Annotated in this window: 23 protein-coding genes and 1 tRNA gene; 8 read left to right on the top strand and 16 right to left on the bottom strand. The window is 63.4% G+C overall.

Annotation, left to right across the window (positions count from 1 at the left end; all coding sequences use genetic code 11):
- Positions 1-5 precede the first annotated feature (5 nt).
- On the bottom strand, positions 6-821 hold the full coding sequence (locus P2T57_RS12525) for an Sjogren's syndrome/scleroderma autoantigen 1 family protein (RefSeq protein WP_276299548.1): 816 nt from the start codon (positions 819-821) through the stop codon (positions 6-8).
- Between the two features lie 209 nt (positions 822-1030).
- On the opposite strand from P2T57_RS12525, the gene mdh reads away from it, so the two are divergent.
- Positions 1031-1945 (top strand): malate dehydrogenase, encoded by a 915-nt coding sequence (mdh, locus tag P2T57_RS12520; protein ID WP_276299547.1) that lies wholly within the window; start codon positions 1031-1033, stop codon positions 1943-1945.
- A 146-nt stretch (positions 1946-2091) separates the two neighbouring features.
- On the opposite strand, the gene P2T57_RS12515 is transcribed toward mdh, so the two are convergent.
- On the bottom strand, positions 2092-2751 hold the full coding sequence (locus P2T57_RS12515; protein WP_276299546.1) for a metallophosphoesterase family protein: 660 nt from the start codon (positions 2749-2751) through the stop codon (positions 2092-2094).
- Between the two features lie 69 nt (positions 2752-2820).
- A complete protein-coding gene (locus tag P2T57_RS12510; protein WP_276299545.1) occupies positions 2821-3408 on the bottom strand; it encodes an IMP cyclohydrolase in 588 nt (195 codons plus the stop codon).
- A 163-nt stretch (positions 3409-3571) separates the two neighbouring features.
- On the opposite strand from P2T57_RS12510, the gene P2T57_RS12505 reads away from it, so the two are divergent.
- Positions 3572-3644 (top strand) — tRNA-Gln (locus P2T57_RS12505).
- A 125-nt stretch (positions 3645-3769) separates the two neighbouring features.
- Here P2T57_RS12505 and P2T57_RS12500 read toward each other — a convergent pair.
- From P2T57_RS12500 to P2T57_RS12480, 5 genes are all read right to left on the bottom strand, one after another.
- The gene (locus tag P2T57_RS12500) at positions 3770-3919 is read right to left on the bottom strand and encodes a hypothetical protein (protein WP_276299544.1); all 150 of its coding nucleotides are present in this window, start codon (positions 3917-3919) and stop codon (positions 3770-3772) included.
- Between the two features lie 105 nt (positions 3920-4024).
- Complete coding sequence (locus tag P2T57_RS12495; RefSeq protein ID WP_276299543.1) at positions 4025-5320, bottom strand: sulfatase-like hydrolase/transferase; 1296 nt, start codon at positions 5318-5320, stop codon at positions 4025-4027.
- A gap of 253 nt (positions 5321-5573) precedes the next feature.
- Positions 5574-5771 (bottom strand): hypothetical protein, encoded by a 198-nt coding sequence (locus P2T57_RS12490; RefSeq protein WP_276299542.1) that lies wholly within the window; start codon positions 5769-5771, stop codon positions 5574-5576.
- A gap of 288 nt (positions 5772-6059) precedes the next feature.
- Positions 6060-6575 (bottom strand): KEOPS complex subunit Cgi121, encoded by a 516-nt coding sequence (gene cgi121 / locus P2T57_RS12485; protein WP_276299541.1) that lies wholly within the window; start codon positions 6573-6575, stop codon positions 6060-6062.
- Complete coding sequence (locus P2T57_RS12480; RefSeq protein ID WP_276299540.1) at positions 6572-8824, bottom strand: ATP-dependent DNA helicase; 2253 nt, start codon at positions 8822-8824, stop codon at positions 6572-6574. The genes cgi121 and P2T57_RS12480 overlap by 4 nt, the downstream gene beginning before the upstream one ends.
- Positions 8825-9538: 714 nt before the next feature.
- On the opposite strand from P2T57_RS12480, the gene P2T57_RS12475 reads away from it, so the two are divergent.
- From P2T57_RS12475 to P2T57_RS12465, 3 genes are all read left to right on the top strand, one after another.
- Positions 9539-10489: an ATP-grasp domain-containing protein gene (locus tag P2T57_RS12475; RefSeq protein ID WP_276299539.1), complete on the top strand. Its 951-nt coding sequence runs from the start codon at positions 9539-9541 to the stop codon at positions 10487-10489.
- A 235-nt stretch (positions 10490-10724) separates the two neighbouring features.
- Positions 10725-11639 carry a hypothetical protein gene (locus P2T57_RS12470; RefSeq protein WP_276299538.1) on the top strand — a complete coding sequence of 305 codons (915 nt, stop codon included), beginning with the start codon at positions 10725-10727 and terminating at the stop codon, positions 11637-11639.
- A gap of 53 nt (positions 11640-11692) precedes the next feature.
- Positions 11693-11938, top strand: a complete 246-nt coding sequence (locus P2T57_RS12465) for a ferredoxin (protein WP_276302105.1) — start codon at positions 11693-11695, stop codon at positions 11936-11938.
- Between the two features lie 402 nt (positions 11939-12340).
- Here P2T57_RS12465 and P2T57_RS12460 read toward each other — a convergent pair whose 3' ends face one another.
- From P2T57_RS12460 to P2T57_RS12440, 6 genes are all read right to left on the bottom strand, one after another.
- Positions 12341-13126, bottom strand: coding sequence for a DUF7089 family protein (locus P2T57_RS12460; RefSeq protein WP_276299537.1), 786 nt, complete (start codon positions 13124-13126; stop codon positions 12341-12343).
- A complete protein-coding gene (locus P2T57_RS20370) occupies positions 13126-13218 on the bottom strand; it encodes a hypothetical protein (protein ID WP_420028497.1) in 93 nt (30 codons plus the stop codon). Before P2T57_RS20370 ends, P2T57_RS12460 begins: the two co-directional genes overlap by 1 nt.
- A 44-nt stretch (positions 13219-13262) precedes the next feature.
- Complete coding sequence (locus P2T57_RS12455; protein WP_276299536.1) at positions 13263-14741, bottom strand: MATE family efflux transporter; 1479 nt, start codon at positions 14739-14741, stop codon at positions 13263-13265.
- 99 nt (positions 14742-14840) lie between these two features.
- Positions 14841-15647 carry an OapC/ArvC family zinc-ribbon domain-containing protein gene (locus P2T57_RS12450; RefSeq protein ID WP_276299535.1) on the bottom strand — a complete coding sequence of 269 codons (807 nt, stop codon included), beginning with the start codon at positions 15645-15647 and terminating at the stop codon, positions 14841-14843.
- Positions 15647-16036: a DUF2073 domain-containing protein gene (locus P2T57_RS12445; RefSeq protein WP_276299534.1), complete on the bottom strand. Its 390-nt coding sequence runs from the start codon at positions 16034-16036 to the stop codon at positions 15647-15649. The genes P2T57_RS12450 and P2T57_RS12445 overlap by 1 nt, the downstream gene beginning before the upstream one ends.
- A 4-nt stretch (positions 16037-16040) precedes the next feature.
- Positions 16041-16682: an Era-like GTP-binding protein gene (locus P2T57_RS12440; RefSeq protein ID WP_276299533.1), complete on the bottom strand. Its 642-nt coding sequence runs from the start codon at positions 16680-16682 to the stop codon at positions 16041-16043.
- A gap of 1539 nt (positions 16683-18221) precedes the next feature.
- On the opposite strand from P2T57_RS12440, the gene P2T57_RS12435 reads away from it, so the two are divergent.
- On the top strand, positions 18222-19745 hold the full coding sequence (locus P2T57_RS12435; protein ID WP_276299532.1) for a Cdc6/Cdc18 family protein: 1524 nt from the start codon (positions 18222-18224) through the stop codon (positions 19743-19745).
- A 246-nt stretch (positions 19746-19991) separates the two neighbouring features.
- Here the strand turns inward: P2T57_RS12435 and P2T57_RS12430 are convergent, their stop codons facing one another.
- Positions 19992-20852, bottom strand: coding sequence for a S26 family signal peptidase (locus P2T57_RS12430; RefSeq protein WP_276299531.1), 861 nt, complete (start codon positions 20850-20852; stop codon positions 19992-19994).
- Between the two features lie 246 nt (positions 20853-21098).
- Between P2T57_RS12430 and P2T57_RS12425 the strand changes: the two genes are divergently transcribed.
- Positions 21099-22763 carry a DNA-directed DNA polymerase II small subunit gene (locus P2T57_RS12425; protein WP_276299530.1) on the top strand — a complete coding sequence of 555 codons (1665 nt, stop codon included), beginning with the start codon at positions 21099-21101 and terminating at the stop codon, positions 22761-22763.
- A 102-nt stretch (positions 22764-22865) separates the two neighbouring features.
- Here P2T57_RS12425 and P2T57_RS12420 read toward each other — a convergent pair whose 3' ends face one another.
- Positions 22866-23291: a GNAT family N-acetyltransferase gene (locus P2T57_RS12420; protein WP_276299529.1), complete on the bottom strand. Its 426-nt coding sequence runs from the start codon at positions 23289-23291 to the stop codon at positions 22866-22868.
- Between the two features lie 115 nt (positions 23292-23406).
- Between P2T57_RS12420 and P2T57_RS12415 the strand changes: the two genes are divergently transcribed.
- Positions 23407-24492, top strand: coding sequence for an RAD55 family ATPase (locus P2T57_RS12415; RefSeq protein ID WP_276299528.1), 1086 nt, complete (start codon positions 23407-23409; stop codon positions 24490-24492).
- Positions 24493-24604 lie beyond the last annotated feature (112 nt).

The following is a 24604-nucleotide window of genomic DNA, read 5'->3' as shown; positions in this document are numbered from 1 at the left end:
GTGAGTTAACGGTTCGCCCGGTCGAGCGCGGCCAGCGCCTCGGCGGCCTCCCGAGTCGCCGAGAGGAGTTCGCGCGAACGCGCCACGTCGTCGGTCTCCTCGGCTTGGCGGGCGAGGTCGGTCAGTTTCCGGACGAGAGCCTCGCGGGCGGGTCCGAGGTCGTCGGCGCTCACAGCGTCGGCAGTGGGGCGTCCCGCACCGGTGCGACTCCGCCCGTCACCGCGGCGCTGGTCGCCGACGCGGTGAGCGCGAGCGCGATTCTGCTGGTCGGCGGACTGATTGGGGCCGGAACGAGTGTGGTCGGAGCGAGTGTGGTCAGACCGCCGGTGGCCGTGAGGGCCGCGCTGGCGGTCAGCGTGATTTTGCGCGCCGCGACCGTCGTCGGACGCTCGCCGGTCGTCGGCCTGCGAGGACGGTCGGCGGACGTTCGAGTGGTCTCCGTGCTGGTCGGCGACACGAACGTCGTTGATTTCGACGCGGGGTTCGTCGTCGGACTGGTCGGCATCACCTGCGGACTCCTCGGCAGAGTCGGCGCGCTGAACCGGGTCGGTCTCGTCGGGAGACTGGCCTTGCGATTCGGCGTTCCGAACCTGCGTCTGCTCGCGGGCCTCGTGCTGGCAGGTCGGGCAGAACTCCTGTCCGTCGTGGCGGAAGATTGGGTCGCCGCAGTTGTCGCAGTGCTTGCCCGTCATGGTCGCGCCCTGAAGCAGGAGTTCGCTCATCCGGCGCGTGTTCTCGCGGTCCTCGTCCTCGTCGCCGTACTTCTCCCGGAGCTTTTCGCGCTCGGCCTCCTTGTCGAATCCCGAATCGTCACTACTCATACCCGACGAAAGGGGTTCACGGCCGAAAAAACTCCTGTCTCGCTCACTGGCGCTCGCCGTCCTCGTCGGCGTCGGTCGGTTGGTCCGCCCGCGACCGACGGGAGGATACGTCGATAGTCGAACGCGGAAACGTCGTCCGACGACTCGTGGTGTCCTTTTTCGGCGGTTCCGAAGCGCTTAACCGAGTAGCGGGCGGCGTTGTAGGTGTCATGACGAAAATCAGCGTGGTCGGCGCGGCAGGCACCGTCGGGGCCGCGGCGGCGTACAACATCGCGCTTCGGGACATCGCGGACGAACTGGTACTGGTAGACATCCCGGACAAAGAAGAGGACACCATCGGGCAGGCCGCCGACGTGAACCACGGCGCGGCCTACGACTCGAACACCACGGTCCGACAGGGCGGCTACGAGGAGACCGAGGGTTCGGACGTGGTCGTCATCACGGCCGGGATTCCGCGCCAGCCCGGTCAGACCCGAATCGACCTCGCGGGCGACAACGCCCCCATCATGGAGGACATCGGCTCCTCGATTGCCGAGTACAACGAGGACTTCGTGACCATCACGACCTCGAACCCGGTTGACCTGCTCAACCGCCACCTCTACGAGACGGGCGACCGCGCTCGGGAGAAGGTCATCGGCTTCGGCGGCCGCCTCGACTCCGCGCGGTTCCGCTACGTCCTGAGCCAGCGCTTCGACGAACCGGTCCAGAACGTCGAGGCCACGATTCTGGGCGAACACGGCGACGCCCAAGTTCCCGTCTTCTCGAAGGTCCGCGCGAACGGCAAGGACCCCGAGTTCAGCGACGACGAGAAAGACGAGATTCTCGAAGAACTCCAGACCAGCGCGATGAACGTCATCGAGAAGAAGGGCGCGACCGAGTGGGGTCCGGCAACCGGCGTCGGCCACATGGTCGAGGCAGTCGTCCGGGACACCGGCGAGGTTCTGCCCGGTTCCATCAAACTCGAAGGCGAGTACGGCCACGACGACGTGGCGCTCGGCGTCCCCGTCAAACTCGGCGAGGGCGGCGTCCAAGAGGTCGTCGAGTGGGACCTGACCGAGTTCGAGCGCGAACAGCTCGGCGAGGCCGCGGACAAGCTCTCCGAGCAGTACGACGAAATCGCGTAGATACGGGTCTCCCCCGAGAATCCGCCTTTTTTCGGCGACGAGTCGAGCGGCGATGTCTCCGTCCGCGTAGCTGACCGCGACGATACGAAGCAATTAGGAGATGTGTTTTGAGGTTATTTAGCTGTTCCAAAGAAATGATTAGTTGTCTATCGTCCCTGAGAGAGACGACTCCCGATGCGACTCGGCAGTCCGGCGTCGCTCACGGCCTCCTGCACCGCGTCGATGTCGTACTCGACCCGGCGCTCCTCGACCGACAGGTCGTCCAAGTCGAGGACCGCGTAGGCCGCGCGGGGGTCGTCGTCTCTGGGTTGGCCGACGCTTCCGGGGTTCATGACGACGCCCTCGGCGTAGACCTCGTGGTGCTGGACGTGGGTGTGGCCCATGACGAGGACCTCCTCGTCGCCCAGAAGCGCGGGCGAGAACTCGCTGGGCATCGTGTAGTGGTCCGGGTCGTCGGGGTGGCCGTGGACGATTTTGACCCGACCGTCGAACTCCCGGCGGGCGTCGGGCAGGTCGGCCAACCAGTCGCGCTGGTCGTCGGAAAGCCGGTCGGTAGAATGTTCGACGCCGGCCTTGGCCATCGCGTTGAACCGGAAGGCCGTGTCCTCGGCCACCGCCCGGTCGTGGTTGCCCATGACGGTCGGAATCTCGCGCTCGCGGACTATCTCGACGCATTCGGCGGGCCACGGGTTGTAGCCAACCACGTCGCCCGCGCAAATCAGCGCGTCTACGTCTGGCATGTCGTCGAGGACCGCCTCGAACGCGACCCTATTCGAGTGGATGTCGGAGAGGACGCCGATTCGCATGCCCGAACCTTGGAACCCCGACAACTTAATTCCAGCACGTAGGTCGAGGGATTCGGTCGGGGCGACCGCTCAGTCGTCGCGTCGATTCTCGATAGCGAACTCGAAGCCAGCGCCGGTGCGGGCGACGCCCGCAGAGCAGACCGCGTGTTCGAAGTCGAGGTCGTAGGCCTCGCTTGCCGCCGCTTCGGCGGTTTCGGCTGTGAAGTCGAAGGCCTCGGGACTGTTCTTCTCGTAGGTCGCCACGAGGGTCGGCTTCGTGACCTCACGGACCAGCAGGGCGTCTTTGCGCACGGTGCCGACGTAGGAACCATCTCGCCCGAGGACCCCCGCGATTCGGGGCGTGTCGTAGTCGTCCTTCTCGTAGTCGAGCGCCAGCAGACTCTCCGCGAGGGCGTCGCGGGCGGGGTAGCCGAGTTGCAGTTTCTCGGTGATGGGGTCCACGTGCGACCCGTTACCCACGACTGCGGCGTCACCGTCTCCGACCGTTCGCACGCAGTTGTAGGAGATGTAGGGGTTGTCCGTTTCGGGGGCCTCCTCGGTCGGTGCGACGGTCAGCGCGCCGTCGCGCTCGATGATGTGTCGATTCGGGAACGACCGCGACGAGACGCGATACGCCGCGATTTCCGGTCCGACGACGACGAAACGTCCGACGTACATACAAGAACGTGCGCACTTCTCGGGCAAGTAGGTGTTGGTTTATGCACGGGCGTAGAACCGCACCGACGGAACTGCGACCTTGAATCGGGAGAGTGCGAACAGTTAGCACTACCGAGCCAACGCGCAACGCTTACATTCCCCCGGCGAGTATCCGAAAGTGCAGAGTCCCATGGGGTAGTGGCCAATCCTGAAGCCTTCTGGGGGCTTCGACGAAGGTTCGAATCCTTCTGGGACTACTCCCGATTTTCACGTCGTCTTACCTCGGCAAATCCGGCTTTCTACCGGGCAACGATTGGTCTTATCGGCTACTTCGAGCCAGTATATAAAAGAAATGCGTGGTGAGTGTGTCGTCGCGCGGTAGTCAGTCCTCGGAGTCGCACGCCGGAACGTCGTAGTCGCTGGACCCGCATTCGGGGCACTCGTCCCGAACCGGTCGCATCTCGCCCTCCTCGGTCTTCCTACCGATACGTAACTCTCCGCACGCAACGCATTCCAACTGGTAAACCACCACGTTCGGTCCGAGACAGCCACCGGACTAAAGCCCCCATTACTGTTGTAACCGTTTCGTTCTCATCAGAACGGATTCATCGAACGACCGACTGGCTGGTACTTTCGGTCAGGCGTACCCGAGGTCTTCGAGTCGGTCCTGCACGTCGTCGGAGACCGACACGTCCTCGGCCACTATCTCTCGGCGGTCGATGGACTCGACCAACTCCGACAGTTTTCGTTCGGGGTCTCCGCCGGTGAACTCCCCGACAGAGCGGAAACCGTCGGGCGTCTGGTAGCCATAGAATCCATCGGGCGCGACGAATCCGTCACGTGGATTCGTCCACTGGTCGCGCTCGGAGGCCGGGACTCCTCGGCGCTCGAACTGCTGGTCGTGGAAGGGGACCAGTCCGTGGTACTCGAACAGTCGCGGGACCGCTTCGGGCGAATCGAGCAGGTTCTGTCCTCGGGATTCGACTTCGACGCCAGCAAGGTCCGCAATCGTCTGGTGAACGTCGAGGAGGCTTACGACCTCCTCGCAGGTGCCCGATTCCACGTCGTCGCCGCCGATGACCAGCGGAACCCGAATTAGCTCCGGGTCGAGGCCCAGCGAGTGATTCCACATGCCGCGCTCGCCGAGGAGTTCGCCGTGGTCCGAGAGGGTAATCACGTAGTCGAAGTCGGCCCGGAGGTCGGCGTAGATGTCCCGGTAGAGGTCCGAGAGGTATTCGACGCCGGCCCGGTAGGCCCGCCGGATTCTACCGGGGTTCGTCACCGAGTCGGTCAGTCCGTCGGCCGCGAGGACGGTCACGGGGTCGCCACCGTCAGGTGGGTAGTAGGGCGTGTGAGCGGTCATCAGGTTGGCCAGCAGAAACTCGTCGTCGCCGAAGTCGGTTCGGCGAACGCGCTTGCGGAGGCCCTCGCCGCCGCCGTAGGCCCGCGACTGGGTGAACAGTCGGTATCCCTCTCGGAGCGAGGGCAGGGTCGCACAGTCGCCGAACAGCACTCGCCGGAGCGCGTCGAGGTAGAGGCTCGCACCCTCTCGCTCGGTGTCGTAACCGAACGTCGCCCAGTCGAAGGCGTCGTCGCTGAGTCCGAGGCTGGCTTGCCCGACGCGCTGGTCGAATCCGCGCTCCCACCCGTCGTACTGGTAGATTTGGGGGTTTCCGGTGAACATCCGGGTTCGGTAACCCTCCTCGGCGAGTCGTTCTGTCAGGACCGGCAACTCGCAGTCGAGGGTCGGGGACCGGCCGTGGACGCCGACCTCGCTGGCGTAGCGCCCAGTCAGCATGGAGGCGTGGGCGGGAATCGTCCAGTGAGACGTCGAGTACGCTTCGGTGAACCACCGACCGTCCAACCAGTCGAACGCCTCTCGGAAGGCGTCGTGCCGGAGCGTGTCTAACACGACGATGGCGATGCCCGTCATCTATTCCACGATGCGACGCCGGCGGTTTTGTTATGCGCTCGTTTCTCCGAGTCCGGACCGATACCGGAACTACTAAACTATCGGATTTCGAACGCCGAACAGCGTCGTCGGACAAAATGGGGTTCTTTTATATCACTTCAGCGGTCCCGGAGCCGTCTTTCCATTTAACCCCTTCGTTTCAACTGGAACTTTTGCGCGGGGGTCGGGGCGCTGTTCCGAATCGTCGGGTGTCTGCGACGGTGCGGACGGCGGGTCAGTTCGCGTTCACGTTCGACTCGTCGTCGGTCACGCTCTCGTCTAACTCGCCGACGTCGCGCTGGTCGCTGGGTACTTGTGTTCGCCGAGCATCTTCCCGGCCTCGCCCAGCATGTCCTCGTACGCGCTCGGTTCGCTCGCGCTGTCTCTCGCGGGCGTGTCGCTGTTCGCGCTCCGGGTCTGGGTCCTCGGTCATATATCGAGGGAGTGTCGTGAAGTCCGTAACCCTACTGGCTGGTACGAACAGACGGCCTTCGTCACTTCGTGAGAGTAAAGATTATTAGTATTCGAATGGTATCTATCGATGGATAGGGCGTGGCATCGTTGTGCCACCGCACAACTGATGCACTTTTGCTGGCAAATTTAGTAGAGGTATCGCGTATCGGCGAATGACCCGCACGGAGTCACAGTAGGCTAGTCCTGCTCCCTGACTCATCGGGAAAGTCGCGGCTAGGGCGACGAAACGTCGGTCATTCCGCTTTTGTCACTTCTTCACGTCAAGCAGGGCTACGCGCTCCCGAACGAGGTCCGCGAGAGTCGCGTCGGTCGCAGACAGTTCGGCCTCGCTCACGTCGAAGAAGTCCGTGACTGCATCGTGGTCGATGCGGTCGGCCGCGAGCGAGTCGGCAGACGAGGACCCGAGGAGGTCCCGAACTGCTTTCGCCGCGGCCTCCTCGGCCTCGTCGTCGCCTTCGGGGCTGTGGACGACGAACACCACGTCCGACTCGCCTTCGCCGACGCCCATCCGGAGCGCGCGGTTGATTTGCCTGCGGCCCGCGGCGTAGAGCAGGATTTCGACCGACCGCTCTCGGGCGACGTTCTCGCCCCGGTCGAAGGCCCGGTCGGCGTGTTCGACCGCTGTCCGGAGGTGGGCCTCGCCGAGAACGTAGTCGGGGTCGAACGCCTGAATCGCGCAGTCGAACTCGGTTTCGAGGTCGCCGATGGTTTCGAGGAAGCTATCGAGGTCCTCGATTTCGGCGCGGCCTTCGACCGTCCTCATTCGAAATCACCGAGGCTCTGCTGGCCGGTTCCATCGTCCGCGCTGGCGTCGCTGGTCGCGCTCTCGGCGGTTTCGCCGTCGGCCTCGACGGCGGTCATGTCGGGGTCCTTGCGACCGACGTTTTCGAGGATAGATTCGGCGGTCTTCCGTCTGCCCCGGACCGCGCCGAGGACGACCGACTTGTCGGCGTCTCGGAGGTCGGCGCGCGACTCGATGCCGGCCTCGTAGAGTCGGCGGGCGCGCTTGCGGCCGACGTTTCGGACGCCAGCGAGGTCCAGTAGCTCCTCGCGGACGCCGTACTCGACGCGCTTTTTGGCCTCGCGGATGGCCGGTCCCCACTCCAAGTCGAGTTCGCCGGCGAGGCGTTCGGCCGCGTTCAGCAACCACTCGGCGGTTTCGACCTTGCCGCGGATGTCGCCGGGTCCGACGCCGTACTGTTCGGCGATTTCGTCCTCGTCAAGTTCGGAGGTCCAGTCTTCCAGCAGGCGGGCGGTCTTGAGCGCCGAGAGCCAGTCTTCGAAGGCGTTGTCCTCGAACTCCGAGGGCATCGACCCGAGGAATTCGGTTTCGCGCTCGTAGGCGAGTTCGGTGTACTCCTCGCGGTCGCCCGACCGCAGGTAGAGTTCGTACATGTCGGGGGTTCGGGCGACGAGGTGGTAGAGACCGAGCGCGGTCGGCCTGTCGTCGGCGTCCCGGAGGCCGTCGATGATTTCGGCCGCGCTCATCGGGTCGATGTAGAGTTGCGAGACGCGGTGGCCCAGACCGGTGGCGCGCAGGTTGCCGTCGTCGCGTTCGAGGAACTCGTTGCGCTCCAGATATTCGAGGACGTTCTGGGTCACGGTCTCCAGTCTCCCAGTCTCGTCGGTCTGGGTCGCGTACAGGGTGCGTTCGAGGAACGAGACCAGTTCGTCCTCGGTGTCGGCGAACCCTGAGGCCACGGTGGCGAGGAGGTGGGTCCGAAGCGCGGGTTCGGCCGCGAGTTTCGACCGGACCGGTTCGGGGTCGGCCCAGACGTAGCGGTCGAACAGTTCGTCCAGTTCGTCGTGGTTGTTGGCGAGGAGGACCGCCTCACCGTAGGGGTCGAGTCCCGGCCGACCGGCCCGGCCGAACATCTGGTGGACCTCCAGCACGTCGAGGGGTTGCATGCCGCCCACGTCGCCGTCGTAGCGCCGCCAGTCGCGGACGATGACTCGTCGGGAGGGCGTGTTGACCCCCGCCGCGAGCGTCGGGGTGGCGGAGATGACCTTGACGAGTCGATTTCGGAAGGCGTCCTCGACGAGTTCCCTGCTCTCGCTGGAGAGGCCCGCGTGGTGGAAGGCTGACCCCTTCTCGACGGCATCGGCGAGGTCGTCGCTGGTCTGGGTGTCGCTGGCGTCCCGGATGTCTCGGGCGATTTCGTGGAGTTGAGTTTGTTCCTCCGGGGTCAGATAGCCGCGGGTCACGTCGCCGAGTCTGCGGGCCGCGGCCTCGGCGTTGCGCCGGGAGTTGACGAAGACGAGCGACGAGCCATCGTCTTCGAGGGTGTCCTCGACCAGCGAGGCGGTAGGTTTCTCGTTCCCTCTGGAAATCTGTTTTTTCGACCCGTCGTCCAGATGGAGGGCTTGGCCGTACAGCACCCCTTTCTGGAGGTCGATGGGTCGCCACGTCGAGTCCACGAGGGTCGCGTCGAGCCAGTCGGCGATTTCGTCGGCGTTGCCGACCGTCGCCGAGAGCGCGACCGTCTGAAGGTTCTCGTTCAACTTGCGGAGTTTGGCGAGGGTGACTTCCAGCGTGGGACCGCGGTTCTTCGAGTCCACGAGGTGAACCTCGTCGGCGACCACGCAGGTCAGGTCGTCTACCCACTGGGCACCGTTGCGGACGAGCGAGTCCACCTTCTCGCTGGTGGCGACGATGATGTCCTTCTGGGCCAACCAGTCGCCGTCGCTGTCGTAGTTGCCGGTCGAGACGCCGACGCTGACGCCGTACTCCTCGAACTCCTCGAACTCGGCCCTTTTTTCGCTGGCCAGCGCACGGAGCGGGACGATGTAGAGCGCCTTGCCGCCGCGGGCGATGCTCGTGAGCATCGCTAACTGGGCGATGAGAGTCTTTCCGCTGGCGGTGGGGACGCTGGCGACCACCGATTCGCCCTCGGCGACCCCGGCCTCGACGGCCTCGCCTTGGGGCGGGTATAGCTCCTCGATGCCCTGCTCGCGGAAGTGTTCGGGCACGCCGTCGGGCAGGTCGGGGATGTCGGCGATTTCGACGGTCACGCCGACCACCGCCGACGGGAGACGAAAGTAGCCATTACCCCGTCTTTGGCGCGTCCTCTGGTTTAAACTGTCGGGTCCGGGGGAGCGCGTCCGCGGGTGGTTTCGAATGGGGTTCGCAGGTGAGTCGAGGAGGACGTTTCGGGGAGATTTCGACGTGACGACACAACCATACACATGTTAGAGACAGGTTATAATTTGTTTAGGAAATGATTTAGTTTCTTATCCGGAGATGACCGAGGACTCCGACGTGGGCACCCGTGACGCCTCGTCACCGAGAAGCTTCTCGTTGTCGGTCTGAGCCGTGGTATCGGGACTGGGCAGGGAAGTAGCGATTCGATACCACGACGGTCCCACGAGTATCCGACTACTGGGAGGATAACGACGGAACGCAGGAAAAGTGCGACCGAACTGGGTCGGTCGAAGACGAGTCAGTTACCAGCCGACAGTTGTCGAATTACGTGTAGGCGAAGCTGGAGCCGGTGTGTTGGATTGCGGTGGTTTCGCGCTCTTCGACTTCTTCGAAGTCGTCTTCGTCGAGGTTTTGGATGAAGTGTTCCATTGTGACCATCCCCGGTATGGGGTATCATACCATTGTGAATAACTGCATAAATACCTAACGATATTGTCTTAAAGATATTAGATTTTATAGATTATATTGAGATTTTATTTACTAGACCGATTGATTTATCCATTTGGTGGGGGAGAACAGGGTACATGGCTGTCGTACTCTGTGGTCCCTCGTGGGACGACGACCTGACGCTCCTCGCCGAGGAGATAGAAGCAAAGGGCGGCGAGCCGATTTTCTGCCACACCGACGATTGGCCGGGGGAAGCGCCGATTCGGTTCCGACCCGACTCCGAGACGGTGTTTTTCGACAGTACTGTCACCTACGACGACGTGACGGGGGCGTACTTCCAGTCGAACCTCCTGTTTCACCCGATGACGGCGATGCAACGCGAACCGTTCAAGGGCCGCGACGACCCCAAGCGGACGTTGGCCCAGATTCGGGACCACCGGAGCGTCTTCGAAAGTTTCGCCCGGCGACTCGAATCTGAGGGTATCCCGGCACTGCCCCGCGTCCGGAATCACTACCTGCAGGGCCAGAAGCCGTGGCAGTTGAGCCAATTTGCGAGCGACGGCGTGCCGGTTCCGGACACCCTGTTCACCAACGACCCGACGGCAGTCGAGGAGTTCTACCGAGACCACGACCGGGTTATCTACAAACCGGCGACTAACGGTGCGCCGCCCGCGGAACTGACCGACGAGGACCTCGCGGGCGACGGCCTCGGCGCGCTCGTGAACGCCCCCGTCCAGTTTCAGGAGTTCGTGCCGGGCGAGGACCTTCGCGTGTACGTCCTCGACGGCGAAGTCGTCGGCGCGATTCAGTACGACAGCGAGAGTTTCTCGTTCAAAATCGACCGACAGCGCGGCCAAGAAATCCAGACCACGGCCGCGTCGGTGTCCGACGACATCGCCGAGAGCGCGGTTCGGGCGATAGCGGCCGCGGGCCTCGTCTTCGGTGCCGCAGACGTTCGACGGCGGCCCGACGGCGACCACGTTGTCTTCGAGGTCAACGAGACGCCGGTGTTCAACGGTGCCGACGCCCGGTGTGACCAGAATGTCGCGGAGCGACTGGCCGAGTATCTCCTCGACGGCGGACGGTAGCACGGCGAGCGACGACGCTCACGGTCCGGCGCGACCCGCCGTGACATCCACGGCCTGCTATGACCCACCGCGGCCCGCTGTGGCTATCTACACACCACGTCAATCGTTAACTATAACAGACGTGATTTAAAATAAAGCCCGTACCATCGGTCGGCTACGCAGTCGTCGGCGCGTCGGGCGACGACGAGTGGGCCGGCGGCGAGTGGGCCGACAGCGACGGACAGCTACTGCAACTATGGTTCGATTGGAAAGAGAAGTGGAGACGACCGACCCGCCGGTCGGGTTCACGTGGGGAGAGTCGGACGGCAATCGTTATCTCACAAGTCCCGACAACGGGCTTAGGCGCATCTCCGACGATGGCTGGAAGCTACTGACCGCGCTCGCCGAGGGCGAAGTATCAAAGGAAGAACTAGAAGGGACGCCCCGGAAAATCGTCGAGGACCTCGAAAGAGAGGGGTATCTCCGGCCGGACGAACCGGTCGTCAAACTTCGGAAGCCCGACGGAATCCGACTGTGGCCCCGGTTAGTGGCGTTCCTCTGTCTGGTCGCCGTCGGCGCAGTCGTCGCGTGGAGGGAGACCCAGACGATGCCGAACGTGGTCGAACTGCTGACGCCGGCGCGAATCGTTCCCTTCCTCGGGTTGGTCGTCGTGACGCTGGCGATTCACGAGGGCGGCCACTACTTCACGAGCAAGCCGTACTTCGACCCGTCGGTCCGGGTCGGACTGGTGAACGGTGCGATTCCCGCCGCTATCACGGACACGACGGAGGCGTGGGTTCTGCCCCGGAACCACCGGCTCTGGATTACGCTGGCGGGACCGTTCGTCCAAATCGTCTGGACGTTGCTGGTCGCGGGGGTCCACCTCGTGTTCTTCCCCGACAGCGTCGTGCTGAGCGCGTTCGTCATCATGACAGTCGCGGAGACGGTAGTCGTACTCAATCCCCTGATTCACGGCGACGGGTATCTCCTGTTGATAGACGCGTTCGACGTGGTTGACCTGCGGACGCAGGGTATCGAACATCTCCGGAACCGAAATCTCACCTTCGCGGCAGTCTACGTCGTCGTCTCGTATGGGTTCGGCGCGGTGATGGGACTGGTGATACTCGGGTCGGTCGCGTCGTTCCTCGGGGCGGACGTGCCGCTGGTGTGAGACCGCGAACAGCCTCCGGCAGGGATTTGACCCTGCTCGTCCAACTCCGGACCATGCGAATCGAGTTCGACCGCGACACCTGCACCGGGATGTTCCAGTGTACCGCCGAGTGGGACGCCTTCGAGGAGAACCGCGACGACGGGAAGGCCGACCTCAGAGACGCCGACGAGGACGCCGAGGACACCTTCGTCCGCGAAATCCCGGACGACGCCGAGTTCGACGCGAAGATGGCCGCCCGAGTCTGTCCGGTGGACGCCATTCGCGTCTACGACGACGACGGCGAGCAGATTATTCCCTGACCGACCGGGCCGGCGTCCGAATCTGTCGTCCGAAGCCGGCAGTTGCTATCAGAATCTCCAGACGAAACGAAGGGGTTGAGAGGAGTCAAACTGGGCGCGAAACGTCCCGGACCGGTCGCTGAGGGGGAAAACGGACGAACTGCTACGCAGTTCGGGTCGGCGACCGCAGAAAATGAACGGCGGACGCAGATTGGGTCCTCACTCGGTCGTCGCGCCCTCGACGCCGTTGTCGTCCTCCTCGGCGTCGGGATATAGCTGTTCCTCCCACCCGGACGTATCGGCGCGTTTGTCGGAGTACTCGGTCATTTACCCACCACGTCTTGGTTCGACGTGAAGGGCTAAAATCATTTTGTAGGCTGTGAGATATGTGGTAAATGGTCGCATTCGGACGCGGCCGGTTTCCTACTCGAAGGTCTTCTCGGCCCACTTGACCGCGTAGGCCGGGCCGTGGTCGCGGTAGGCCTCGGTGTCGAGCGCCGCGAACGGCGCGGGGAGTTCGAGGCCGTGTTTGACTGCGGCGCAGGCGAACTCGGCGGCGTCGGCGAAGTCGGTTTCGTCGCGGGCCATCGAGGCGGGAAGCCCTTCTAACCGGGGTTCGATGCGCTCGCCCGCGTCCTGCCACGCCGAAAAGAGTCGGGGGCGGTGTGCGTCACCCGATTCATTCCCCCAGTCGGCGAAGACCTCTCGCGTGCGGAGTCCGAGGTAGGCGTCGTAGAGCGCCGCCGCGATTTGGTAGACGCTCCCGGCGTCGAAGGGGAGCGCGGCGTCGAGTTCGACGTACTGGTCCTCGAAGAACCCGAGGAACTGCTCGGGGCAGTCCGTGCCGATTTCCACCAGCGCCTCCGCAATCAGGAAGTCCACGAACTCGTCGGGCGACCCCTGCACGCGGGGCTTGACGAACGCAACCGGAGGCTTCGTCTGGCGCGTCCACGCCACGCTCCCGTCGCCGGGCATCCCGACCGTGAAGTCGGTCGAGGCGAACCGCCGGAGGAGTTCCGGCGCGTCCTCTGGAAGCCACTCGTCGGGGTAGGCGATTGGGTCGAGCGAGTCCACCAGCAGGCCGAGGTCCTCGGCGCGCTCGGGTGCCAGCGTCTCGAAGTCCGACCCCGAGTCGAGGACGATTGTCTCGGGCGCGTGGGCCTCGCGGACCGCTTGGACCTCCTCGGACAGCGACCGTTGCTCGAACATCAGGCCGCGAGCCAGAGGTTTGCGAGTAACCCGACTGCGAGGACGCTCACGATGCCGACCGTTCCGACCACGATTTTGGTTGCCGTGCTCATGGTGGTGGCTTCGGGCGCGAGCCTTTAAATTCCTCTACTTTCCGTCAGTCCGCGCCGGTCCCGGCACCCACGTCGGACTCGCGGGCGACGCGCTTCCACTTGCCGGTCCAGAACCGGAAAGTGTTGACCACCGCCCGGAGATACATGTCCCCGAGGATGGAGACGTACACCGCCAGCAGACCCCATCCGAGGCCGGGCGCGAAGCTCCAGCCATCGACCGAGAACAGGGCGACGCCGGGCGCGACGGCGAGGAGCGCCACCGGGAGTTTGAAGAAGTAGGTCCCGGCGAAGGTGCCGTAGAGGGGCCAGCGCGTGTCGCCCGCGCCGCGGAGTCCTCCTCGCATCGTCCGGGAGACGCTGAACGCCGCGACGCCGAGACCGAACACCCGGATGAACTCGACGGTCAAGTCCACGTGGTCGGTACCGAAGGCGGTCGCCAGCGGCCGGGCCGCCGCGAACAGCACCGCCGCGATGAGCAGTTGCGTGACCAGCGCGATTCGGAGCGTCTGCCACCCGTACTGAGTGGCCTCGTCGTCCTCGCCCGCGCCGATGGACTGGCCGACCAGCGTCGAGGAGGCCGTCGAATAACCCCACGCCGGCATCAGCGCCAGCAACATGATTCGCCGACCGATGGCGTAGGCCGCGACCACCGGCGTCCCGAGCGTGGTCAGGACCAGCAGGAAGGGGAATCGCCCGAGGGTCCGAGAAAGGCGAGTCCCCGCGAGGGGCGCACCGACCCGGACGATTTCGCCTGCAATCGACCAGTCCCACTGCTTACCCCCGACCGGTAGCCGGACCGTGTACCGACCGGAGACGAGCGCGGCCGTGAACAGGGTCGCCGCGAGGACGTTGGCGATGGCGGTTCCCCACGCCGCGCCAGCGACGCCCAACTCGGGGAAGGGACCGAACCCGAAGATGAGGACCGCGTTCAGGAAGATGTTGGTCGGGAGCGTGAGCAGTCGGATGTACATCGGGGTCCGAGTGTCGCCGACTCCCGCCAGCGCGCGGGCCGCAATCATGCTCCAGAACCGGAAGGAGACCGAGAGCATGATGATTTTGAGGTAGACGGCCCCGAGTTCGATTGTCCGGGCGTCGTCGGTCAGCACGTCTATCATCGGTTCGGCGTAGACCCACGTGACAGCCGTGATTGGAATCGCCAGCAGGAGCGCCAGCCAGAGCGACTGCTTGATGGCGAAGTTGGCCTTGTCGCGCTCGTCGGCCCCCTCGAATCTGGAGACGACGCTGATGGTCCCGCTGGTCAGCGCAAGCGAGAGGCCGAAGGGGATGAAGAAGTACTGAAAGCCGAGTTCGAGCGCGGCCACCGCCTCGTCGCCGAGTGCCCGCCCGACCATGAAGAAGTCCGCGGCCCGGAGCAGGGTCCGCATCCCACCGGTGACCATCACGGGGACCGCGAGGTCGAAGGCCTCCTCGCCTTTCTCCCTGTCGAGGAGATCGAGGCGGGCCAACGCCGCCGGAAAGAGGAACGCGACGCTTTTCGCTCGGCGCTTGGCGTCGTCGAACATCGGATACTGTTCTTTGCGAGTCGCCCTGTAAACAGTTTTGCCAAGACGCCCCAGTCTGCCGGAACTCGTCGGCCGGTCGTCACTACGAACTAGCGAAAATCAGCGGTCGCTCGCGTCCCACGCGTCGGGGACCTCGATGACGTACTTCCCGTCTTCCTGTAGCGAGATGATGTACTCCTCGCGCTCGTACAGTTCCATCAGATTGAGTTCGTACTGGCCGGGTTCCACGATTCGGATGCTCTCGAACTGACTGTTTAGCTCCTCGCGGAGTTCCTTCAGTCCCGGACTCTCGTCGTCGGGCGCGCTGACGACGTTCCCCTCGGAATTTGCGGCGGGCGCGTCACCGGGTTCCGAGACGCCGGCGCGCTGGGGCGGTTCGTCGGGTAACTCCGACTCGCTCACCACGTCCCGGCGAGCGCTGGCCTGCGCCGAGTCCTCCTCGCTCGGCGGGGTAGCGTCGGTCCGCGGCGCAGTACCGTTTCGCGTCGAGGCCTCGTCTCGCGTCGAATCAGTCCGGTCGTCTCGGGCATCGTCGCGCTTGCCGACCCAATCGCGGACCGTCGCGGCCGCCCGGTTCACCGCGCTTGCTCGGTCGTCACCCCCTGTTTCGGGTGCGGACGCTCCTCGGTCGCCGGCCGTGCCCCCGCGAGTACCCCCTGTTTCGGATGCGTCGGCCGAGGACGACGACCCCCCGGCCGACCGGGCGCTCTCGGGCGTCTTCTTCGGCGCAGTCGCGGCGTTCGCAGGTCCACCGCTTGCGTTCGCTCCGGCGTTTCCGGCACTCTCGCTTACGGCCCCCGCGGGTTGGAACTGAAACTTGTTCCCGCCGCAGTCCGGACAGCCCGAGAGCATATCCTTCGAGCCGTCCTCGAACGTCCGCCCGCAGGTGGTACACTGGTGGGGCATTATTTGCGTGAGACGAGCGCGCTGATGAGGTTCTCGTCTTTGTGAAGCGTCTCGATTTGGTTCGCCGGGCCGATGACGGTGAGCTTTCGCGTCGATTCCTTGCCCATCAGCCTATCGAGGAAGCTCTGGTCTGCGGTCTCGGACCGGGGGTAGGTCTCGATTTCGATACCGTTGAACTCGTCGGGGCTGATTTCGGTCATCGTGACCTCGATGAGTCTACTCTCCTCGTCGGGCGAAAGCCCGGTTTCGAGGATGACGATGTTGCCGTCCCGAACCCCGTCGAGAATCATCCGAATCTTCTCCATCGACGCCATCTCGGCCATCCGGTCGGCACCGATAAGGTCGATTTGCACGCCGTCGTCGGGGTCGTCCCCAGTCACTTCTGGCATGGTATCACGCGAAGTACTCCGCTATCTTGTCGTACACTTCGTCCATGTTGTCGCCTTCGAGCGCCGAGAGCGGGATGGTCTCGTGCTGAGGGAAGGCGTTCCGGATGCGCTGGACGCTCGAATCTTCGAGGTCGGTCTTGTTAGCGAGGATGAGGACTGGGAGGTCTTGACTCTCGATGATACCGATGAGCATAGTGTTGACCTGCGTGAAGGGGTCGGTCGTGCTGTCCAACACGTAGATGACGCCCTCCACGTCCTCCCGGAGCCAGTGCATCGCCTCCGCGACGCCCTCGGTGGCCTCGCGGGAGCGACGCACTGCATCCTCTTTCTCCATGTCGTGGTCGAGGAACTCCTCGTAATCGACTTTGGTCGTCACGCCCGGCGTGTCAACGATGTCGATGGACACCGTCTTGCCGTTGCGCTCGATTTCTACGTTCTCCTTGCTTCTGGCCCGCCGGGTTTCGTGTGGAATGTGACTCTCGGGACCCACCGCGTCGCCAGTCCAATCACGGGCGATGCGGTTGGCGAGGGTCGTCTTTCCGGCGTTTGGCGGGCCGTAGATACCGATACGCTTCGGCTCCTGCGCGGAGAAGAGCTTGTCCGTAACGCGGGCAATGCTGTCTTTCAGGTCGGTAAACAATCCCATCCTTTCCTCCCAGACCCCACTATCGGCGAACGAAACCGTCACGGGGGCTGTTGCGCGTACAACTATATCCCACCCACTTAAACCTACGTCAGACACCCCTCGGAAAAAATGACCAATTCGAGGACATGGAACTAACTCCTCGGCAATTGCGAGAGGACTTCGGAGGTGCCTCTGACGGTTGTTGGCCGATGGGTTGGTCCCGGCGGTTGTTAGTCGGTGGTTCGGTTCCCGGCAGTTGTTGGCCGGTGGGTCGGTCTTGACAGCTGTTGGCGAGGGTTTGGTCTCGATAGCTGTTGGCCGATATGCTGTCCGAGTGTAACCTCAACACGATTCGTTTCGGGTGGAAACGACAAGACGAGATGGGACTTGTGTGACCTAATGAAGGAGAACAGCTCTGATTTCCAGTCGAAATGAAGGGGTCATGTGGACGAGAACCAATCGAAGGTCGAAGCGAAGTCGAGGACACGACGCTTCAGTCGAAGGCCGAAAGCAAGCCGAACACGAGAGATGTGAGGACTAGGAAAGTGAGGAGAGATAACAGGAAAGAGATGACAGAGGAGAGAGGACAAAGGAGAGAGGACAGGAGAAGGTCTACAGAAGAACGACCGCAGGAGCAAGACGAGACGAGGCAAGTCAAGGCAAGGCAAGGCAAGGCGAGACGAGAGACAACACGAGGGACGACGAGGGAAAGTCGGAAGTCCCAGTGGACGAATAGACTCGAAAAGTAGAGGCCGCCAGCGAATTGTCGGGAGATGTCCGACCACCCCCACCCCTTCGTTTCAGGTGGAGCCGTTGGAAGGTGGGGGTGGGGTGAGCGAGCCGCCGTTATTTCAACCAAACCGACTCCAAAAATAACCGTTGCTGTTGGTTTACGGATACTGTTTTCTGCCTGTTGTACTAAAGGTTCCGGTTATTAGAGGCACCCCTCCCCACCCCCTCCTTTCTCCCGTTCCACCCGAAACGAAGGGGTGGGGGAGGTGCCACGATCAGTGGCACCGATTCTCTCCCCCTCGGTCTCATTTTCTTTGGTCTTTCCCGTAGCGACCATCGTCTACTACCCAGCAGTATTCTCCGCCTGATCACTGTCCGCCAAGCCACTGGTGACGCCACGTGCTACTGGTGACGCGACGCCTCCTCGACTCGAAATAGAGGCCATCTTTCTACTTCCCGGAGGAATTCGCCTTCTATGGCTCTATTTGACGGTTTCTCGGCTATCGAACACGGGACTCTCCCGTTCCGAACCAGCGTCCCTGCGACCCGAAACTCCTCGTTTCTCGGCGGTGCTTCTCGATTTCGGCGAACGTGTTCTGTCATTAATTTCGGCTCTGCGGGCTTTTCGCGTCCGATTTCGGGGTTCGATTCGAGCAAGCAGAGAGAAGAAAGAGTTTAATACCCTGCTGGACCTTTGGTTCTCCTGCATCAACTGGACGCGCTCGCAACTTCTCGGCCTCTACATCTCGGCGCTGGCGGTCGATTTCGCCGAAATTGGCCCGCGCGTTGCGCGTCTTCCACCTGAAACGGAGGGGTCGGCACGAACGCATGTCTGACGAAAACACGCAACCGACGGACGAGGGAGTCGAGGTCAGCCCCGACCGGAGCTTCGACAACGTCGATTTAGACGATGTCGTCTTCGAGGAGGAGGACGACGACCAAGGGCTGTTCGACGACCTGCTGTCCGGCGAACCGATATTCGAGAACAAGGAGGTCCTGCGGCCCTCGTACACGCCCCACGAGCTTCCCCACCGGAAGGACCAAATCAACAACATGGCGACGATTCTGGTCGCCGCCCTCCGGGGCGAGACGCCCTCGAACATCCTCATCTACGGCAAGACCGGGACTGGCAAGACCGCCAGCGCGAAGTTCGTCAGCAAGGAACTCGAAAGCACCTCCCAGAAGTACGACGTGCCCTGCAACGTCGAGTACATCAACTGCGAGGTCACCGACACCCAGTACCGGGTGCTGGCCCAACTCGCCAACAAGTTCATCGAGAACAACCAGCAGTTCGTGGACGACCGGATGGACGAACTCGAAACTCTCCGCGAGGAGGCCGCCGCCGCCGACACTGACGCCGCTACCGACACTGACGCCACCGCCTCCCGACTCGCGGACACCGAGTTCGATACGGTCGAGGACATCGACGCGCGCGTAGAAGAACTAGAAGCCGACCGCGAGGAGATGGAGTCGGTGCCCATGACCGGATGGCCGACCGACCGGGTGTACAACACCTTCTTCGAGGCCGTCGATTACGAGGAGCGCGTGGTCGTCATCATGCTGGACGAAATCGACAAACTGGTCGAGAAGTCGGGCGACGACACCCTCTACAACCTCTCGCGGATGAACTCGGAGTTGGAGAACTCGCGGGTCTCCATCATCGGCATCTCCAACGACCTCAAGTTCACCGACTTCCTCGACCCCCGCGTCAAATCCTCTTTGGGCGAGGAGGAAATCGTCTTCCCGCCCTACGACGCCAACCAACTGCGGGACATCCTTCAGCACCGCGCGGAAGTCGCGTTCAAGGCCGACGCGCTGAGCGACGACGTGATTCCGCTCTGCGCCGCGTTCGCCGCGCAGGAACACGGTGACGCCCGGCGCGCGCTGGACCTCCTCCGGACTGCGGGCGAACTCGCCGAGCGCGCCCAAGCCGAGGGGGTCAACGAGGCCCACGTCCGGAAAGCACAGGAGAAAATCGAACTCGACCGGGTAGTCGAGGTGGTTCGCACCCTCCCCACTCAGTCGAAAATCGTGCTGTTCTCCATCATCCTGCTGGAGGACAACGGCGTCCAGAACATCAACACCGGCGAGGTGTACAACATCTACAAGCGCCTCTGTGCGGAAATCGACGCCGACCAACTGACCCAGCGCAGGGTCACCGACCTCATCAGCGAACTCGACATGCTGGGCATCGTCAACGCCGTCGTCGTCAGCAAGGGCAGATACGGCCGGACCAAGGAAATCAGCCTCTCGGTGCCCATCGACGAGACCGAGGCGGTGCTGATGTCCGACTCCCGTCTCGGCGACATCGAGAACGTCCAACCGTTCGTGCAGGCCCGGTTCGACAACTAGCTCCTCGATTTTGGCGGCGGTCCGCCTCGTTCGACACCCTGTCCGGTTCTGAACTTCGACAACTCGCCCGCTTCTGAAAGTTGTTTCACACGAAACGGAGGGCTTGCTCTCCTCGTCGCCTGCTTCTCGTCGGAAAAACGGTGTTTGGTTACGCAGTCAAAACAGCATGGTTACGCAGTCGAAACGCAGTCGAAACAGCGGGCGGGCCGAGTCGAACCGGGGCGAGGGAAACCGCGCCGGGTGAGGCTACACTGGGGAGGCCATACTGGGCGAGGCTACACCGGGAGAGGACACACCGGGAGCGACGAGCGGCGTGGTCGAGAGCGAGGCCGTCGGGAGCGAGGACGGAGCGACGTAGGCCGCGCCCGAGAACTGGAGGCGGACCCAGCCGAGCCACGGGATGCGGACCTCGGCGGTGCCCCGAATCCAACTCGGCTTCACGGGGTCGCTGAGCGCGCCGCCACTCCACGCGGCTTGGTCGTAGAAGCCGTTGGCGTCGCCCTTCGTGATGAATCCGGCGTTGGGGGCCGGGCAGTTGGTCAACTGCTGGCAGTTGTCCGCGTCGATGTACTGCTTGTCGGCCTCGTCGTACCAGTTCTCGCCCTCCTCGACCCAGAAGCGGGCGCGATGGATGATGGGCGTCTGATAGTTCTTCCCGTCGGGTTTGTAGATTATCACGTCGCCGTAGTTGTTGAAACTCTTGTATCCGGAGTCTTGGCCCGTCTTGTACGTCACGACGCCGGTTCCGGACTGCGCGGCGTCGGGCACGAGACGACCCTCGTCCATGATGAACACGAGGTCACCTTTCTGCATCTGGGGTTCCATGCTCCCGCTCTCGATGGCGACCATCGGGGGCCAGACCCCGCTGATGGCAAAGAGGAGAAGCCCGATGGCCAGCACGATACCGGCGCTACTCAACATCTCGCGGACGAACACGACCACCTCGTTGTCGCTCCGACGGAACCGACGGACCAACGCGAGCGGGCCGGTGCCCTCCTCGCGCTCGCCTCCGTCAGTCGCCGCGGCGTCGGCCCGCAGTTCCGACGAGGTAGGTGAACTATCGGGTTCGTCCTCGTCGGACGATGGACCGTCTCGGGAAGCACTCATCGGACCCACCTTACCGTTCTGAGGTTGTCAATTTTCCGGGTGCGAGCCACGTCCGCCTTACACGCCTACACAATCATTAAAGAAATAAGAAGCTATATTTAGAAACTAAAATAATTGCTCGAAAGTGGGTTCACGGCTCTCCGGCCACCTCGGAGTCGAATCGCTGTCTCGGGCCGCGGGTGTCTCGGCGTACCGCACCCACCGCGCTCCGCTATCCTTTTGGCGAACCCCCGAAATTGGAAGAACGTGCCGCTGGAGACGCCCGCTCGTATCGTCAGCGAACTCACCAGTCGCGGCTGGAACGCCGACCGCGAGGCCGTGACCCTGCTGGCGGGGGCAGACGACCCGAACGCCGCGCTCGAAGCGGTGGTCGAACGCGCGCCCGACGAGGCGCTGAAACTCTCGTCCGCCCACGTCGAGGAGGTCCTCGCGGAGTTCGAGGCTGGAAACGGCAACGCCCCAGTTTCGAGTGGACCCGATACCGGAACCAACCCGAAGAACGAGTTAGGTTCTCCAGATGAAACGAAGGGGGTTGACAGTAATGGTGTCGATTCGAGTGGCGACGGCGCTGTCGCAGTCGCCGGTAACGACGGAGAGACCAGTCCGGACGCCGACGGTTCGGAGTTCGGCGACGGCGTGACCGACGTGTCCCGACCCGACGAGTCGGTCCGGGACCCGGACTTCGACGCCCGGTCGCTCGAAATCGAGGGCGACATCACGGGCGAGAGTACCGGCACCGGCGAGTACGACGACTTCGTGTCGGTGTTCAAGGACCGCTTCGAGCGCCTCTCGAAACAGTTGCGCTCGCGGGTCAACGCCCGGCCGACCTCCGCGGTCCAGTCGATGCCCGGCGGCGGAGACACCGCCATCGTCGGGATGGTCAGCGACATCCGCTCGACTGCGAGCGGTCACTGGCTCGTCGAACTGGAAGATACCAGCGGAACCTACCCCTGTCTCATCATGAAAGACCGGGAGTTCGCCGACACGGTGAACGAACTCCTCCACGACGAGGTTATCGCAGTCGAGGGAACGCTCTCGGACGACAACGACGACGGCGACGGCATCCTGTTCGTGGACGACCTCTACTTCCCCGACGTGCCCCGAACCTACAAGCCATCGACCGCCGACCGCCACGTGCAGGCCGCGCTCATCAGCGACGTTCACGTCGGCAGTCAGGAGTTCATGGCCGACGCGTGGTCCCGGTTCGCCGACTGGCTTCACACCGAGGAGGCCGAGCGCGTCGAGTACCTCCTCGTCGCGGGCGACATGGTGGAGGGCGTCGGCGTCTACCCCGACCAAGACGACGAGTTGGACATCATCGACATCTACGAGCAGTACGAGCAGTTCTCGGAGTATCTGAAGGAGGTGCCCGGCGACATGGAGATTCTGATGATTCCGGGCAACCACGACGCGGTTCGACTCGCCGAACCCCAACCCGGATTCGACGAGGAGCTGAGGGACATCATGTCGGTCCACGACGCCCGCATCTCGGGCAACCCCTCCACCGTCACCGTTGAGGGCGTGGACATCCTGATGTACCACGGCGTCTCGCTGGACGAGGTTATCGCCGAACTTCCCGACGACAAGGCGAGTTACGACGACCCCCACAAGGCGATGTACCAACTGCTGAAGAAGCGCCACGTCGCACCCCAGTTCGGCGGCAAGACACGCCTCGCGCCAGAGGAGAAAGATTACCTCGTGATGGACACCGTGCCCGACGTGTTCCACACCGGCCACGTCCACAAACTCGGGTGGGGCAAGTACCACAACGTCCTCGCGGTCAACTCCGGGTGTTGGCAGGCCCAGACTGATTTCCAGAAGTCGGTCAACATCGACCCGGACGCTGGCTACGCGCCGATTCTGGACCTCGACACGCTCGACATGACGGTCCGGCAGTTCAGTCGAGACTGAGAGTTTCCACCCGAAACAGAGGGGTTCGCGTTCGCTGAGGCGATTTTTCTGGCGAGACCCGGCCCGGTTCGAGCGTCGCCGAAGCCACCGGAGACGCCGATTCTACGACGCCGGTTCCAGTCGGTATTCGAGGGTCCGACCGCCGTCGAACCGCGGCCCGGTCCCGATTTGGCGGAACCCTGCTGATTCGACCACTGCCTTCGTCTCCGCCTCGTCTTCGGGCACCAGCGCCTCGACGCTCATCCCCTCCTTGCGGGCGAACCGAACTGGCTCCTCCAGCAGTCGCTCGCGGGCCTCGCGGGTCCCCCGGAGGTAGGTCACGCGGACCGTTCCGGGCATCGCGTCGAACCCGACGAACCCGACCACTTCGGCGTCGTCCTCCCCTTCGCTCCGAGTCTCACCGTCTGCTGGCTCCTCGGCCACTCGAACCGTCCGGTCGTGAACCACGTTGTGCATCACTTCGGCGGGAGCATCGGCGAGTTCGCCGAGTACCGCACCGTCCTCCTCGACCGCATCTCGCACGCGCATTGTTCACGTTTCGTCTCCCGACTAAGTTAAAGTTCGCGGGGCGCTCGGACCGAGGACGTATCGACTGACTCTCGGACGCGCAGGGCTTTTTCGCTCGCACCCCTAGGTCGTGGGTATGGATAGCAGGGACAATTCGGGCGGCGGTCCCGACTCGGACCCCGGCGGCGAGTCCTCGGACGCCGACCGCTGTGACTTCTGTCGGCTTCCGTACTCGACCGACCCGGTGACGATGGAATGCGAGGACGAAACCCGCGAGTTCTGCACCGAGGCCTGTCGGGACGCGATGGCCGAGACCGACCGCGCGTTCACCGAGTACCACGGCTTCCGCCGGATTCGGACCGGTATCTCGGGCCTCGACAAGTTCCTCCCGCAGGGGTTCCCCCGGAACTCGTTCGTCCTGCTGGCCAACGACGAGGGGTCGCGCGACGACGCTCTGCGGGCCGAACTCGTCTGGCGGGCCTTGGAGCGCAACGAACCCGCGGCGTTCGTCACTTTCACCGAACCGCCAATCTCGGTCGTGGAGAATTTCCTCTCGCTGGACTGGAACGTCCTGCCGTATCTGGAATCGGGGCAACTCCACATCGTGGACTGCTTCACCTATCGGATGGAGGGTCGGGACCGCGAACGCATGTTCGACCGGATGGACGAGTGGAACCGCCACATCTACGACATCACGCGGCCAGTGACCCAGACCGTCCGGGACCCCAGCGACGTGAGCGAACTCCACAACAAACTCGACAACTGCCTCGAAGGGTTGGGAATGAGCGACTGCGGGGTCGTGGTCATCGACTCGTTGACCGAGTTCGGCACGCTGGTCCAACCGGTGCGAGCGTACAACTTCGTCAAGGACATCCGGGCCGACATCTGCAAGGGCCGGTTCGTCCCCATCTTCGCCGGCGGGACGATTACGGGCGAGGAGAAGACCTTCCCCCACGACCTCGGCTACGCCATGGACGGCATCGTTGACATGCAGGTGAACCCGGAAATCGTCTCCGACACGCTCATCAAGCGCATCAGAATCCGAAAGATGAACGGCGTGCTGGCGATTCCCGAGTGGGTCGCCTACGAGTTCACCGGCGGGAAGGGACTGGTCACCTTCGACCCCATCGCCGAGATGGACGATGCCTACGAGGAGGGCGAACGCGAGGAGACCGAGCGTGACGACGACCGCGAGTCGGTTCCCGCCGATGCCGACACGTAGCGGACCGAAACTCGGGTCCGGCAAGCCTCTCACACATGGAAGCAATTATCTGCGTTCCTGAGTTAGCCACTCTCATGCACCAGCGTCTCGCGTGGAGTTTCTGTGACTCTCA

The sequence above is a fragment of the Halorussus lipolyticus genome (genome assembly GCF_029338375.1).
GTDB lineage: Archaea > Halobacteriota > Halobacteria > Halobacteriales > Haladaptataceae > Halorussus > Halorussus lipolyticus.
This window is presented reverse-complemented; position numbering and strand designations above follow the sequence as displayed.